Source organism: Xylanibacter sp. (assembly GCF_057607445.1).
Window position 1 is genome coordinate 140643 of record NZ_DBLZAX010000006.1, and the last position, 15108, is coordinate 155750.

8 protein-coding genes are annotated in these 15108 nt (G+C 50.2%); 1 reads left to right on the top strand and 7 read right to left on the bottom strand.

What is annotated here, in order from left to right; all coding sequences use genetic code 11:
- Positions 1–39: 39 nt before the first annotated feature.
- The 7 genes from ACZMIG_RS06720 to ACZMIG_RS06750 form a co-directional block, all read right to left on the bottom strand.
- The gene (locus ACZMIG_RS06720; protein WP_487889328.1) at positions 40–1668 is read right to left on the bottom strand and encodes a leucine-rich repeat domain-containing protein; all 1629 of its coding nucleotides are present in this window, start codon (positions 1666–1668) and stop codon (positions 40–42) included.
- Positions 1665–2642 carry a hypothetical protein gene (locus ACZMIG_RS06725; RefSeq protein WP_487889329.1) on the bottom strand — a complete coding sequence of 326 codons (978 nt, stop codon included), beginning with the start codon at positions 2640–2642 and terminating at the stop codon, positions 1665–1667. Before ACZMIG_RS06725 ends, ACZMIG_RS06720 begins: the two co-directional genes overlap by 4 nt.
- A gap of 53 nt (positions 2643–2695) precedes the next feature.
- A complete protein-coding gene (locus tag ACZMIG_RS06730; RefSeq protein ID WP_302024746.1) occupies positions 2696–3727 on the bottom strand; it encodes a hypothetical protein in 1032 nt (343 codons plus the stop codon).
- Between the two features lie 21 nt (positions 3728–3748).
- On the bottom strand, positions 3749–4615 hold the full coding sequence (locus ACZMIG_RS06735) for a fimbrillin family protein (RefSeq protein WP_053397628.1): 867 nt from the start codon (positions 4613–4615) through the stop codon (positions 3749–3751).
- An 80-nt stretch (positions 4616–4695) separates the two neighbouring features.
- Positions 4696–8199 (bottom strand): leucine-rich repeat protein, encoded by a 3504-nt coding sequence (locus ACZMIG_RS06740; protein ID WP_487889330.1) that lies wholly within the window; start codon positions 8197–8199, stop codon positions 4696–4698.
- Positions 8200–8261: 62 nt separating this feature from the next.
- Positions 8262–11750 carry a leucine-rich repeat protein gene (locus ACZMIG_RS06745; protein ID WP_487889331.1) on the bottom strand — a complete coding sequence of 1163 codons (3489 nt, stop codon included), beginning with the start codon at positions 11748–11750 and terminating at the stop codon, positions 8262–8264.
- Between the two features lie 64 nt (positions 11751–11814).
- Complete coding sequence (locus tag ACZMIG_RS06750; protein WP_021855869.1) at positions 11815–12735, bottom strand: fimbrillin family protein; 921 nt, start codon at positions 12733–12735, stop codon at positions 11815–11817.
- A 574-nt stretch (positions 12736–13309) separates the two neighbouring features.
- Between ACZMIG_RS06750 and ACZMIG_RS06755 the strand changes: the two genes are divergently transcribed.
- The gene (locus ACZMIG_RS06755; RefSeq protein WP_487889332.1) at positions 13310–14878 is read left to right on the top strand and encodes an ATP-binding protein; all 1569 of its coding nucleotides are present in this window, start codon (positions 13310–13312) and stop codon (positions 14876–14878) included.
- Positions 14879–15108: the final 230 nt, after the last annotated feature.

Consider the following 15108-nt stretch of genomic DNA (forward strand, 5'->3'; position numbering starts at 1 on the left):
AACTTAAATGCTGTTTTGTTTGTAAATGAGCAGCACGCGTCATTCCTCTACGATGGTGCCGAAGCGCTTCCAGCTCGAGTCGGCACGATAGAAGTTGCGCCGTCCCTTGGGCACGTGCAGCGTGCATGTTGGCAGAAAGTCGGGCGTGCTGGTCAGGGCGTTGCTGTTGCACACGGGCGGATACTGTGCGTCGACATACAGATGCTCGAGCGGACAGCCGTCGAACACATAGTCAGATATCAGCTCTGTGGCTGCACCGAGGCGCACCGTGGTGAGCTTGTCGCACTTCTGGAAGGTGGCTGTGGGTATGAGTCTAAGCCCTGACGGCATGACCACTTCCTCTACACTGCTGTCGTAGAACACGGCCTGCCCTATCTCCGTGAGGTTGTCGGGCAGGGTGAAGCGTGTTATGTGGCAGCCCTGGAAGGCATAGTCGCCTATAGCCTTGACTGTGGACGGCAGCGTATAGTCGCCCTGCTTGCCTATGGGGAACCACAGTATCTCTGTGGCACCGGCGTCGAACAGCACTCCGTCTATGCTGCTGTATGCAGTGTTGGCTGCCGACACGTTGATGGCGGCGAGCGCCGTACAGCCCGACGACGGACTGATGTCGGTGGCTGATGCCGGTATGGTTATCTCTCTGAGCGCCGTGCAGTTCATGAAGGCGTCTTTCTCTATCTTGACGGCATCGGAAGGCAGAGTAACGCTTGTAAGCAGGGTGCAGTCGGCAAAGAGGCCGTAACCCACTACATTATTCTCGGTGTATCGCGACGAGCCATACACTCCTCCGCCCTCCACGATATGGGCGTCGGCCATGTTTACCTGTGCAAGGCGGCCTGCCGTGGCAGAGCCGTCGATGTCGCGTCCCATCATCTGGCGCAGGCACCGCAGGTCGTCGCCGTTCATAGGACCGGCAATAGACAGCGTAGTATACTCGTATTTGCTGTCGCCCATAAGTTCTTCAAACTCGCCCGCATCGGCCAGCAGAACGGCATCAGACGTGGTTATGGTCAGCGCCTCGCCCACGCTCTCGCCCTCGCCGTTGGCGGCGTAGGCCTTTATCTCGTAGGTGGCATTCTGGCGCAGTCCGCCTATGCGCACCCTCATGCCAACGCCTTCAGCGCCCGGCGTCTCAGCCTCTACGCTCTGCGTGTCGCCTGTCTCAATGTCGGTTACGTAGCATCCCGTGGAGGTTATGGTCTCGTTGCCGTCGTCCGTTATTTCATATTCTACAATGACGCTCATTGGGCCTTGGCTCAGCACTGCCGGCACGCCCACCGTGGGCCTGTCGTTTGGCATGGTTACAAAGGTCATCGTGTTGCCATGCAGCTCCACGCGGCCGTTGGTGCCATGCAGTCTGTAGTAGTACATCGTGCCCGGCTGAAGCCCCGTCAGCTGTATTTTCACCTTGTTGCCGTCGGGGTCAAGCACGCCCGTGGTGTGGTCCATCTGGTCTGTCGTGCCGTATCTGAAGCGCAGCTCCGGCATGTCGGTACTTCCCTGCAGCATCACCTCGCCTGCGATGACGGCCTCAGTGCGCGTTACGCCCGAAGCCTCACCCGTTACGAGGCGCGGTTCAAAGTTATCCGGAGCCTCATCGCTGCTGCATGCGGCCAGCGTCAGCAGCAGCGCTATCATTGTGGTGAGTGATAATATCCTTGTCTTCATCTTTTGCCAATGTTAATGCCTACACCTATGCAGCCCTGCCAATGGCGTCCGGCTATGGTTACAGCAGATGCCGACACGCTTATCCGTCCGAACGACAGCATCACGCCAAGCTCGGCTGCGAGGCCCTTGTGTGTCAGGCCGTCGTTGAGCGCAAGTCCGCCTCCTTCGCTCTCAGCCAGCTCCCATGCCGTGGCCGTGCGGCCATAGCCAATGCCCTCAAACAGGCTGACCATGCGCCCGAGGCGGTGTATCGCTCCGGCCGTCACGGTGTATGTCGAGTGGCGTGTCTGTCCTGTGTAATATGGTTTTATGCTGCTTCCGTCGGTAAATCCTTCCTTGTCGCAGGTGGTTACGGTCTTGCCTATGCTGCGAAGGTCGGCACTTGCATGAACGAAGAAGCCATGGCGGCGCATTAATGCCACCATGACACCCCACGAAGGTCCGTTTTCGTGCATCGAAACTGTAAACAGGGCATGAGTCCTGAGCGGCAGCTTCGGCCGCCGCTTCTTCACGGCTATTGTGTCGACGATGGTCTTTGTCAGCACAATAGTGTCGTGCTTAAGGGCTATGTCAGGCTTGGGCGAGTTGATGACCATCTCGTAGGTCATGTGACTCTCGAGCGGTTTCTCAAACTTATAGTCGCGCATGACGCCCCATTCAGGATGTTTTATGGTAATCTTTTTTGTGCCTTTGGGCAGATAAAGCCATATCTCGCCTACATTGTCCTTACGCATGACAATGCCCAAAGGCGACGAGAAGGCATACTCGGGCGTGGCCGTAACCTTCAGCAGGGCGCACGCCTCGTCGTTGAGGTCGCGCACCGGAGTGATAAAGGCGCTCACGTCGTTGGGCAAGACGCGAAACTTAGTCACGCTGAACTGCTGTGCCAGGGCCGTGCCGCAGCCTGCCATGCAGAGCATGAGCGTCAGCAGCAGTGCCTTTAACGTGCGTATATGTAACATCTTGCCTGTCATATAGGTTTGTTTAAAGTGATAATGTCGTTTGTCTTAGCTTAACTTGTCTTTAGTTACTCCAGGTTGAAGTCTCTGATGTTCATCACTTCGTTGTCATCGCTGATGGTCTCTGTCGGCTGCCATGTGCGCACATGTATCAGCGGCATCGACTCGTTGCGGAAATCCCAGAGCAGGAAGAGGTAGCCGTCGTCAGCATAGCGGTCGCTCTTGTACTGCTGGCGGAGGCTGACGCCGTAGATGCCGTCCATTGTTGGATGGCGCATTATGCGGAAGTCGGAGAACTTTACGCTTATGTTCTTGCTGGCGGCAAAGGCCTTGCTTAGCCGCGATATGTATTCTTTCTTGGTGCGGATGTTATACTCAACGCGCGACGCCGGCATAAACTTGCCTTCGCTGCCGGCCTTGGTCTTGACCACGTTGCCCACGATGATGAGGGCCTGCTCGCTGAACACCTGGCGCAGAAAGTCGATGTCCTTGGTGGTGTAGGCCATGCGGAAGTGTTCGCAGTAGTTGAGTATCACGCGGCGGCGCTGAGCATCGTCAACCGACAGTTTGCCTGCAAGGATCTTGGCAGCCTCCTTATAGAAAGGATTGCTGCGTGCCATTTGTTTAAGGTCGCCGTCGGTCATGCTGCCCGACTTGTCTGCCTTGCCGCTATTCTGTCCGCCTTCGTATGTGCTCTGTCCGGGCGCCTGCGCCATAGTGCTGCTCTCCTCTTGCTCAACCGTAGAGGGTATGCCGGTGCCTGTGCTGAAGAACGTAACGTTGCCGTTGCGGTCGACAAATCCCTCGCGGCCTGTGCCGTTCTCGCGGAAGCGCAGCTGTCCGTTGCGGTAGCGCACGTCGAACATGCAGTTGCGCAGCGGTATTGCGAAGAGCAGTCTGTCGTTTTCGTCTACCACCGCAAAGGTCTCATATCCCTTGCCGTCAACGCGGCCAACAAGCTCGAGCCCCTCATGCAGCCCGTATCTGTTGATGTTTTTTTTGCTGTCAGTCTGTCCGAGGGTGGGCTGCAGCCCCAAAGCCACAGCCACACCCCCTAAAATGAGAGTTAGTATGGATAGTATATATATTGTCGCTTTCATTCAAGTTGATAACCGGCAAGACTATTGCCAACCGACAATCTCGCCTCCTATTTCAATTTTAATCTGTTCAGGGTTGCCTGATATGATGAAGTTTACAAGATGTTCCGTGCCGGGCTTAAACTGGAACGTGCTCTCGTAGAGATACGACACGCCGTCCATCACAACCTCTATCAGCGGCATGCGGTTGGCCACGCGCTGAGGCACTATTATGGCCGAATAGATATAGCTGCTTATCTGTCGGGCCCTTATCGTGGTGCCGTTGCCCCTTACATATTTTGTGGCAACGCCGGCACTTAGGTCTATGGTCGACTCAGGCACAGTGTTATGCACATACACCTCGGCGTATGTAGGCATCTCGCCCTCAAAGTCCTCGCCCTTTATCAGGCGTATGGTGAGCTTGCTCATTATGTGCTTGAAGGCCAGGGTTACGGGAGAGTTTGACGCGCTGACGTTGTTGGTCTGTGCATACAGGAAGTCGCTGGCCTCATAGCCGTCGGCCGTGCTCTGGTCGGTCTGCACGCTGAAGGGCAGGTCCTCGATAGAGCTTACGGACGTCATGTAGGGATAATAGGCATAGAAGTTGTACGTGCCTTCGTCCCAATAAAGCGTGCGGCTTGCTGTCCATGAGCTGCCGCTGCACGTCAGCGGCTCGTTGTTCACAAGATTGCCGCCTATCTCGAGGGGCTTGTCGGTGCTGCTTGCGAACAGGCCTATCCTGTCGCCGTTCTCAAATCCCGAGTCGGTCACCCTTGTGCGCTGTGAAGGATGAGTCACCTCAAACCTCATGGGCGTATGCCTTGCGTCTACCGGTGTGTCGTCTTCCTGGCTGCATCCGGCTGCTATCAGCGCAACAAGTGCAAGACCTATATGTATAATACGCTTTTTCATCGTCTTTATTATTTAATTTACTTAAAAATTTATACTAAAATAGCATTTTTCACGTTATCCACAATTTCCGTTTCATGTTTTTATCTGTGGCGGCGTGCCTTGCGCATGTTGCTGAGCGGACTGCCCTTATGTATTTTGGGCGGCATATGCTGTCCGTGCCCAACGCTTACAGAACCGACACCCATGCCACGGGTGACGATGCCTGCATCACGTTTGTCGTTGGCAACAAATTCCTCGAACGAGAATGTCTCGCCGGCATAGCGTTTGATACGCCTTACGATGCTCTCGCGGCTTATTGTGCTGTAATAAGGAATTTCGTTGTTCATGCATGAGTTCTGCTCTGAACGGAACACGCCGCGACTGTGCATGAATCCGCCTTCATAGATGTCAACAACATCGCTGTAGCGGCTGTCGGAAATAAGGTGGCTCCATGGCACTTCGTGCATCTTGCCCGTAAGCGACAGGTTGTCGTACCAGCCGAGCGACTTTGCCCAATTAATGGCGTCTACATGGCCGCAGCACGTGCAGTTGCAGAAGTCGATGAAGGCGTTATGGTAGATATACTCGTCGCCAAGCTTGCCGAAGCCGTGACCGCCGGCCTCATGCTGTATCACTCCGCGGGTGTCGAGCGGATAGCCATAGGTGCTCCGCGGACAGAAGGCTATAGCCGAACCATCCTCCCACATCTGGCAGATGCCGCCGTATTCAGTAGTGTTGGGCACAATGATTATCAGCGTCTGGTTCAAGTTGTTCTGATTTACGGTCGGTGCATTGAGCGCATAGCTGAATATCTCGTCATAGTCGGCACGCAAGCCGACACCACTGGTGAATGTTGTGCCGAAACGGTTGTAGCGTATGGTGTTCACCGTGCCTATACCGCTCTCGTTAGACATGGCAAAACCTATGTAGATGTTGAAGTATTTTGAGTATGTCTTATAAGGTTCTATGGTTATAAGATATTGAGCAGCCTCTTTCAGGGCAGGAAGACAGTCGCCTTCGGCTATGTCTTTGGCGTTGTATCCGTCGCCTATAATCACAACATTTATTCCGCCTGTGTTGCCTCGTGTCGCCTTCTGCAACGTCAGCCACTCGTCTTCACCATAGATGTAGTCATACTGACTTACGCTGCACGTATGGGTATAGTCTTCATTTTTCAGCTTGAACACCACTTCGCCGGTTCTGTTGCCGGCACCTTTCGACAAAGTGTTTATACTTATGGTCACCTCCGTCTTGCCTTTACCGCTCATTGGCGACAGTTCACACCAGTCGGGCTTGCTCTCAACTTCCCATTCGCCTTCAGCATCCAGCACCAATGTCTGCGTGTGTCCGTTGTTCAGTGCGCATACCGTAGACGGACGGCATACCAACTCATGATGGGCGGCAATGCGCTTGAAATCGCACCATCCCGGTGCTGCCTGATACTGGGCTATGGCACTTTCGGGCACTTCAAGCGTGAAGTTATCCTTGGCAACACCTTCAAAAGCCGTGCCTTCAACATAGGCAGGCATTTCTCCCTTACATACAATAGAACCTATGCCGTAGCACTCTTTAAAGGCGCCATCTCGCACACTTTCTATACCTTCTGGAAAGACAATTCCTTCCAAAGAACGACAATTAGCAAAAGCCTCTTTGCCAATGCTCGCCACATCCTGCGGAATTTCGAGTGTTCCCATCAGGCGCCAGTTTCCGTAAAAGGCATCTTCGCCTATATAAGTCAGTGAACTCGGAAGTGACAATACGCCGGAAAAATCACATCCAGAGAAAGAATAATCACTGATAATATTTAATTCTTTTGGTAACTTTAAATCACCACGTAAAGGAACATTGTTAAATGCAGACTTTTCTATAGTTGATATTCCGTCATGCAACTGTAGATTACCATTAAATCCACTTCCAGAGAAACATTCTTCAGAAATAATCTTCACACCCTGTGGAATTGTGATGTCGCCAGTCAGATTTTTACAATTCTGAAAAGCTCTTTTTCTAATTTCTTTCAGCTTGTCGGGTAGATGCAGATTTCCATATAGTCCGGAACATCCTTCAAAACTTCTCTCACCGATAAATTCCAATGATTCAGGCAGAATAAGTTCACCGACAAATTTACAGTTAGTGAAAGTACCATTAGACCAATTAGACTCGAATCCATTACCAATTTTTTTTAGTGTTGATGGAAGGGAGAGTGAACCGTTGAATGCACAGTCACCAAATGCTGCAGTCTTGACTTCTGTTACACCTTCTGGAATTATAAGAGAACCTGTCAGATTTTTACAACTTTCAAATGCGCAACTATTTATAATCTTCAAAGTGTCTGGCAATACAAGTCTGTTTAAACTGTTTTTTTCAGCCATGGCACCCTCTGGTATCTCATCCTCGTCATAAGTCCTTGGTTGTAAATTTCCTGAACCATAATGCAACTTGACATCAGTGCGGGCTATCTTCACATTTTTCAAGTTGAGAGCCTGTAGTGATGTCATTTCGTCTCTCATAAAGTAGAAATCAACTCCGTTTATCTGTCCCGTTATCTTCAGGTTCTTCAGCTTTGTATAGTCCTTGTTGGCAGCAGTGATAGCGTCTTTAAGATGACCGGGGGTAGAGTTGATTATGACATACTCTTTTGCCGTGGCGTTATGGCTTACGAGGTCGTTCTCCCATGGCGTGATGCTCTCGCTTACAAGTGTGAGTGCATATTGTCCGCTTACAGACTTTTTATCGACGCGGATTGTGAAGTTACTCATCTTTCCTGCCGTATACGTAAACGCCTCGTTCTTGCTGAACTTATAAGGTATTCCGCCGATGGTTATGCTGAACAGCGTGGCGCCTGCCGGTACGGTCTGAGGCACAACTATTGCACGCCACTCGTCGCCTACGCGTGCCGGCATTGTTGATGTCTGCTCTATGCCGCCGCTTGCCTTTACAGTTCCGTCGGCAAGGTTTATCGTAGCCTCGCGTATCAGGTTGGTGGCAAGTACCACACGTTCTGTCTGCTCCCATTCGCCGTCGGCAAAGCCTGTACCCTTTGTGAGGGTTACACGGGCGTTGGCCATGCGGTGAGCCATGGGCAGACGGATAACCTTATCTGTCGGAGCCACGTCGGCCACCTTACCCCACAGAAAGTCGCTGGCCTCATAGCCGCCCATCGTGCCGTCTTCCGATGGTTTGCTCTGATCGCGCTCTACGGTGAACGGATAGGCGTCTATGCTCTCGGGACTGCCGAAGGGATAATATCCGTATATGTCCACGTGAGTGTGGTCGTCTTTCCAATAAATATCATAGGCCGAGTTCCATTTATAGGCAGCTTCGTCGAACGTATGGCGCACGTTGTCTGCCCTGTTGCCGTTCAACTGCAGTGTACCCGGCGTGTTGCCGTTATAGTCGACAATATACACGCCCATCACGTCGCCGTCGGCAAAGCCGTTGTCGTTTACTCTCGTAACCGCCAGCTGGTCAATCTCGCCCGACAAAGTTATCTTCTTTCCGTTGCCGCGACCTGTGTCGTCAGTAAACAGATCATCAGAGCATCCTGCCAACAAGTGGCAGAATGCTAATATATATATTAAAATTTTGTATTGGTTCTGTCTTCTCATAATCTTATGGCTTTATCATTTGTTTAAGACTTTAGCCTCCATCTATATAGACCCGAACGTGGTCAGCGTCTGTGCCTGCGCGCTTTCCTTATGCTCTTTAGCGGACTGCCCTTATGTATCTTGGGCGGCATCTGTCGTCCATGATATGTTGATGTTGAGCCTACGCCGCGTGTGGCACTGACTGCACTGCTTGCGTCAGTCTTGTCGTTGGCCACAAATTCCTCAAACGAGAATGTCTCGCCGGCATATTTCTTTATTCGCCTTACTATACTCTCGCGGCTTATGGCGTTGAAGTATGGCACATTGTTGTTCATGCACGAGTTCTGCTCTGAACGGAACACGCCGCGACTGTGCATAAATCCGCCTTCATAAATATCTACAAGATTGCTGTATCGGCTGTCGAATATCAGATGGCTCCATGGCACTTCGTGCATCTTGCCCGTGAGCGACAAGTTGTCGTACCAGCCAAGCGACTTTGCCTGATTAATAGCACCCACATGAGAACAACACATACAATGACATGCGTCGATGAAGGCATTGTGATATATATACTCATCGCCAAGTTTGCCGAAGGCATGACCTCCTGCCTCATGCTGCAAAACTCCACGCGAGTCGTAAGGATATGCGTCTGTGCTACGCGGACAGATTGCTATAGCCGAGCCGTCTTCCCACATCTGCGTTATGCCGCCGTATTCGGTAGTGTTGGGCACAATTATTATCAGCGTCTGGTTCAGGTTGTTCTGATTTACGGTCGGTGCATTGAGCGCATAGCTGAATATCTCGTCATAGTCTGCGCTTAATCCTGAGCCGCCAGTGAATGTTGTGCCGAAGCGGTTGTAGCGTATGGTGTTCAAAGTGCCTATACCGCTCTCGTTAGACATGGCAAAGCCTATGTAGATGTTAAAGTATTTTGAGTATGTCTTATATGGCTCTATGGTTATAAGATATTGTGCAGCCTCTTTCAGGGCAGGAAGGCAGTCGCCTTCGGCTATGTCTTTTGCGTTGAATCCATCGCCTATAATCACAACGTTTATTCCGCCTGTGTTGCCTCGTGTCGCCTTCTGCAGCGTCAGCCACTCGTCTTCACCATAGATGTAGTCATACTGGCTTACGCTGCACGTATGGGTATAGTCTTCATTTTTCAGTTTGAACACCACTTCGCCGGTTCTGTTGCCGGCACCTTTCGACAAAGTGTTTATACTTATAGTTACTTCCGTCTTGCCGTTACCGCTCATTGGCGACAGCTCACACCAGTCGGGCTTGCTCTCAACTTCCCATTCGCCTTCGGCATCCAGCACCAATGTCTGCGTGTGTCCGTTGTTCAGTGCGCATACCGTAGACGGACGGCATACCAACTCGTGATGGGCGGCAATGCGCTTAAACTCATTCCAGCCAGTGGCTGTCTGATATTGTGGAACAGCCGACTCTGGCACTTCAACCGTAAAGTTATCCTTTGGCACGCCGTCGAAAGCATTGCTGCCAATATAAGGAGGTATTTCTCCTTCACATACGATAGAGTTTATGCCGAAGCAACTTGAAAAAGCTCCTTGACGAATACTTTCAACACTTCTAGGAATAATTAATCCTTGCAATCCTGAACAATAGCTAAATGCGTTATCTCCTATAGTTTGTATTTTATCAGGAAACTCCAAAATTCCAGACAACCGACTATTTTCATTAAAAGCATTATTACCAATTGACAATAAACTCTCAGGAAATTTTAAATTACCTGAAAAAGAACAACCGGTAAAGGCACCATCGCCAATTTTTGTAAGACCTTTAGGAAGTATAAGTTCTCCTTTAAAATCATTATTACAAAATGCCATACTCTCTATTTTTGTAATGCCATCTGGAAGATAAAGTGTGCCATTAAAACTACAATTGCCAAAAGACATTCCTGATATTTCTTTAATTTTTTGTGGTATTTTTAAATCACCTCTTAAATTTGTGCAAGAATTAAAAGCGCAAGCTCCAATATACGTCAAATTATCTTGAAGACTTAAATTACCATAAAATCCATTGTTATATTCAAATGCGTTAGCACCTATATATTGTAAATTTATGGGAAGAATTAATTGACAAGTAAAATCACAGCTATGAAATGCAGAACTAGCAATATATTTTAAAGTATTAGGCAAAGACAAATCCCCTTTTATACCTCTACAAAAGGCAAATGCGCTGTATCCAATACGTGTTACACCTTCAGGTATCATCAATGATCCACTAATATTTATACAATTTGAAAATGCACGTTCAGAAATAGCTTCAAGTTTATCTGGAAGCACTAGATACAACAATGACGACTTACCTTCCATTGCTACATAAGGTATCACGCCCTCTTTTTCTACATTATCACTTATCCCATTCCATTCTTGTTCCCCAAATTTTCCATACACTTTGACATCCTTCAAATTCAACGCCTCGAGCTGAGTCATCTCATTTTTCATAAACTCAAAATCTGTTGCGTCTATCTCTCCTGTTATCTTCAGGTTTTTCAGCTTTGTGTAGTCTTTGTTGGCAGCAATTATAGAACTTTTAAGATGTCCGCGTGTCGTGTTTATCACAATATACGCCTTGCCTTCGGCGTCGTGGCTTACGAGGTCGCTCTCCCATGGCGTGATGCTCTCGTTGACGAGCGTAAGAGTGTATTGTCCTGTTTCGGCTTTCTTGTCAACACGGATGGTGAAGTTGCTCATCTTTCCTGCTGTATACGTAAACGCCTCGTTCTTGCTAAACTTATAAGGTATGCCGCCCACGGTTATAGTGAACAGCGTTGTGCCTGCCGCTACTGTCTGAGGCACAACTATGGCGCGCCACTCGTCGCCTACTCTTGCAGGCACTGTGGCCGTAGGCTCTACGCTGCCTTTGGCTTTCACCGTTCCGTCGTTAAGGTTTATCTTTGCCCCTCGTATCAGGTTGGCCACGAGCACAGTGCGCTCTGTCTGTTCCCATTCGCCGTCGGCAAAGCCTGTGCCCTCGGTAAGTGTTACGCGGGCGTTGGCCATACGGTGGGCCATGGGCAGACGTATTACTCTGTCTGTCGGAGCCACGTCGGCCACCTTTCCCCACAGAAAGTCGCTGGCCTCATATCCGCCCATCACGCCGTCCTCCGAAGGCTTGCTCTGGTCGCGCTCCACGGTGAACGGGTAGGCGTCTATGCTCTCCGGACTGCCGAAGGGATAGTATCCGTAGACGTCAATGTGTGTGTGGTCATCTTTCCAGTAGATGTCGTAGGCAGAGTTCCATTTGGCGTTGGCGGCGTCGTATGTATGGCGCACGTTGTCTGCCCTGTTGCCGCTCGGCTGCAGAGTGCCGGGCGTGTTGCCGTTATAGTCGACAATATACACGCCCATCACGTCGCCGTCGGCAAACCCGCTGTCGTTTACTCTCGTAACCGCCAGCTGGTCAATTTCGCCCGACAGTGTTATGCGGTTGCCGCTGCCGCGGCTTTCGTCTCCGCCGAAAAGATCGTCAGAACAGCCTGCCAATAAATGACAGACTGTGATTATATATATTAAAAGTTTGTATTGGTTGCTTTTTATGGTAATCATCTGCAGACTTTATTTAATGGCGTTAAATTTTTACATGCTACATTAGTACAACCGACCTGAAACATTATTCTGCCGTTCCGCCATTATCTGTGCCGTCGTCTTCCCAATCATCTATGTCGACGTTTATTCCGTTGCTTGTCTTGCTCAGCGTCACGGTGAATTTGTGGCGCTTGCCGCTCTCAAATGTAAATGCCTTCTGCAGGTTGTAGTCGCGGCCGTCAACGGTTACAGTCACCAGGTTGCCCTGTGCCACTGTCTGCGGCACTATTATGGCCTTGTAGCTTCCGTTTTCTTTCAGCGGTGTTATGCTTGTGGCTGTTCCCGTGGGCGTAACGGCTTTTGTTGCAAGGTCTACCGTGGCCTGTGTCTTTATGCCGTTTATCTTCACGCTTACTGATGCTGCGGCCAGGCTCTCGTCGGTAAATCCGTTGCCTGCCGCCAGATTTATCAGCATCTGGCTCATCACGTGCGATGCAGTTATGCCAACGGCAGCCTCTGTGGGTGCCACGTCTTTTGTAATTCCCACAAGCAGGTCGGATGCCTTATAGTCGCTTGTGTTGCTCTGGTTGGCCATCGTGCTGAACGGCATTGCGTTTACCGATGTCAGCGACGGCGTGTAGGGGTAGTAGAGATAGAAGTCGGCGTGTGTGGTCTCGTCTTTCCAGTATATCTGTTCGTCAGGAGTCCATGTTCCGCTGTATGTAAACCTCATGTTGTCAACATGGTTGCCGACCGGCTGCAGCGTTCCCGGTGTTCCGTCGGCATTATGGTTCACTACGAACAGACCTATCCTGTCGCCGGCCTCAAATCCGTAATCTGTGGCTCTCGTGCCGTCTACGCTCTCCATCGTAGTGCTTATCTTTATAGGCACGGCGTGGGGCGACGGCGGGTCGATTTCGCCTTCATCTCCGTTGTTTTCACTTGATGAACATGCGCAGAATGCAAGTGCGGCAGTCATCCATATAAGTATATTTTTCTTAATCATACCCAACAGTCTTTATAAGGTTTATCGTTTGTGAGTGCAAAGATACGCCAAAAGCAAACGCAAAACAAGTTCACAATGGTTCACAAACTTAAAAAAGTGAATATTTAATATGTATGAGCGTCAAAAACGGATGTTTTATGGACATTTTACCATAAAATAAGACAGAAATTCATGTTTTTTATGTGCACGTATAAACAGCAGCTGATGCCGATGCGTTTTCTGTCTTCAGCGAAAATTGTGTATATCCGCATAACAATAGATAATATTAGGAGGCGGCTCGGCAAGACAAAATCAAAAAAAGTGTTTTTTTGTTTTGCATTGCACTCGCCTTTCACTATATTTACATAATACAGGAGGCGGCTCGGAAAGACAAACTCAAAAAAAGTGGTTTTTGTTTTACATTGCACTCGCCTTTCACTATATTTACATAATATAGTAGGCGGCTCGGCAAGGCAAACTCAAAAAAAAGTGTTTTTTTGTTTTGCATTGCACTCGCCTTTCACTATATTTGCATAATGAACGGGCGGGATTCCGCCGTATAAGTCAACCATACATAGAAAGGAAAGACGCAAAAATGAAATACCCAATAGGAATACAGAGCTTCGACCGGATTATAGAAGACGGCTACGTTTATGTAGACAAGACGGACATGATTTACGACCTCACTCATGAGGGCGGAATCTACTTCCTGAGCCGTCCGCGCCGCTTCGGAAAGAGTCTGCTTGTGTCTACGCTGAAGAACTACTACCTTGGCCGCAAGGATCTTTTCAAGGGTCTTGCCATCGACGGCATGGAGAAGGAGTGGAACGTTTATCCTGTGTTCCATGTTGACTTCAACGGCGGAAACTTCACAAATGCGGGCGAACTTGAACAGAAACTCAACTTCTGTCTGTCGGAATGGGAACATCTTTATGACATGCCTGTACGTCAGAACGAGCTGGGCTACGGCGACCGCTTTGTTGAGATTTTGCGTACTGCCCACGCCAAGACAGGCCGCCGCGCTGTGGTGTTGATAGACGAGTATGACAAGCCGATACTCGACGTGCTCGACATGAGCCGCGAACTTGAAGACCGCCACCGCAACGTTCTCAAGGCCTTCTACTCCGTGTTCAAGGGAGCCGACGCCCATCTGCAGTTTGTCCTGCTAACGGGCGTAACCAAGTTCTCGCAGGTCAGCGTGTTCAGCGGTTTCAACCAGCCCAAGGACATCAGCATGGATGCGCGCTACGAGACGCTGTGCGGCATAACGCAGGATGAGCTTGAGCATTATTTCAGCAGTCCTATATCCGACCTTGCCGTTGAATACCAATGCACTCCGAATGAGATGCGCCAGAGGCTCAGACGCCAGTATGACGGCTATCACTTCAGCAAGCGTATGACGGGCGTCTACAATCCTTTCAGTCTGCTCAACGCTCTTGACAGTCTTAGCGTTGACGACTACTGGTTCCGCTCGGGCACTCCGACCTATCTAATCCGCCTGCTTGCACACTTCAACGAGAACATGAACGAGCTTACGGGCAAATATTACGCCATGGAGGAGTTCATCGACTATAAAGCCGACGTGGAGCGCCCGCTGCCCATGATATACCAGAGCGGCTACCTCACGATAAAGGACTACAACATGCGCCACAACACATTCCTTCTCGACTTCCCCAACGACGAGGTCAAGAAGGGCTTTCTCACGATGATTGCTTCTTCGTATCTTCAGCCGCGCGAGCGTCTCAACGGCTGGATATTCGACGTGATTGACGCCATGGAGGCAGGCGAGGCAGACAGTCTGCGCACGCTGTTCACCTCCTTCCTGTCGAGCATCCCCTACACCATGCGCCGCAAGGACAACGAGGCGGAGCGCGAGCGCTACTTCCAGTACACGTTCTATCTCATCATGCGGCTTATCAGCGTCTACACCGTTTACACGGAGAAAGTGCAGAGCCAGGGGCGTGTTGACTGCGTGGTGGAGACTCCGCAGTATGTATATATCTTTGAGTTCAAGCTCGACGGCACGGCAGACGAGGCTCTCAGTCAGATAGAAGACAAGGGCTATGCCCGCGAATATTCGGCCGATGCGCGCCGTGTGTTCAAAATCGGCGCTAGCTTCTCGTCGGAGACGGGAACTATATCCGACTGGAAAGTGCAGGATTGAGCTTTCGCCTTACAGCAGATATGGCCGTAAGTTACGATGACATAATAATAAATTTTTGTTTTACATAGTTCACATTCCGGTTCGGGCTTCGTGTCCGGGCTGGATATTTTTTGTCCCTGACCAGCCATTTTACATCCGGCTGTGTTGCCGTTTTATATCGGGCTTATGGCCGTCTGCCCTACATTAAACGAGAATCCTGGCTGAATAATAAAGCCCTGTATGGGTTAAAA

Excerpts from the sequence above, each read along its gene's own strand:
- ACZMIG_RS06735 (WP_053397628.1), bottom strand. The coding sequence starts at position 4,615 with ATGAAAAAGCGTATTATACATATAGGTCTTGCACTTGTTGCGCTGATA.
- ACZMIG_RS06730 (WP_302024746.1), bottom strand. The coding sequence starts at position 3,727 with ATGAAAGCGACAATATATATACTATCCATACTAACTCTCATTTTAGGG.
- ACZMIG_RS06740 (WP_487889330.1), bottom strand. The coding sequence starts at position 8,199 with ATGAGAAGACAGAACCAATACAAAATTTTAATATATATATTAGCATTC.
- ACZMIG_RS06750 (WP_021855869.1), bottom strand. The coding sequence starts at position 12,735 with ATGATTAAGAAAAATATACTTATATGGATGACTGCCGCACTTGCATTC.
- ACZMIG_RS06755 (WP_487889332.1), top strand. The coding sequence starts at position 13,310 with ATGAAATACCCAATAGGAATACAGAGCTTCGACCGGATTATAGAAGAC.
- ACZMIG_RS06720 (WP_487889328.1), bottom strand. The coding sequence starts at position 1,668 with ATGAAGACAAGGATATTATCACTCACCACAATGATAGCGCTGCTGCTG.
- ACZMIG_RS06745 (WP_487889331.1), bottom strand. The coding sequence starts at position 11,750 with ATGATTACCATAAAAAGCAACCAATACAAACTTTTAATATATATAATC.
- ACZMIG_RS06725 (WP_487889329.1), bottom strand. The coding sequence starts at position 2,642 with ATGACAGGCAAGATGTTACATATACGCACGTTAAAGGCACTGCTGCTG.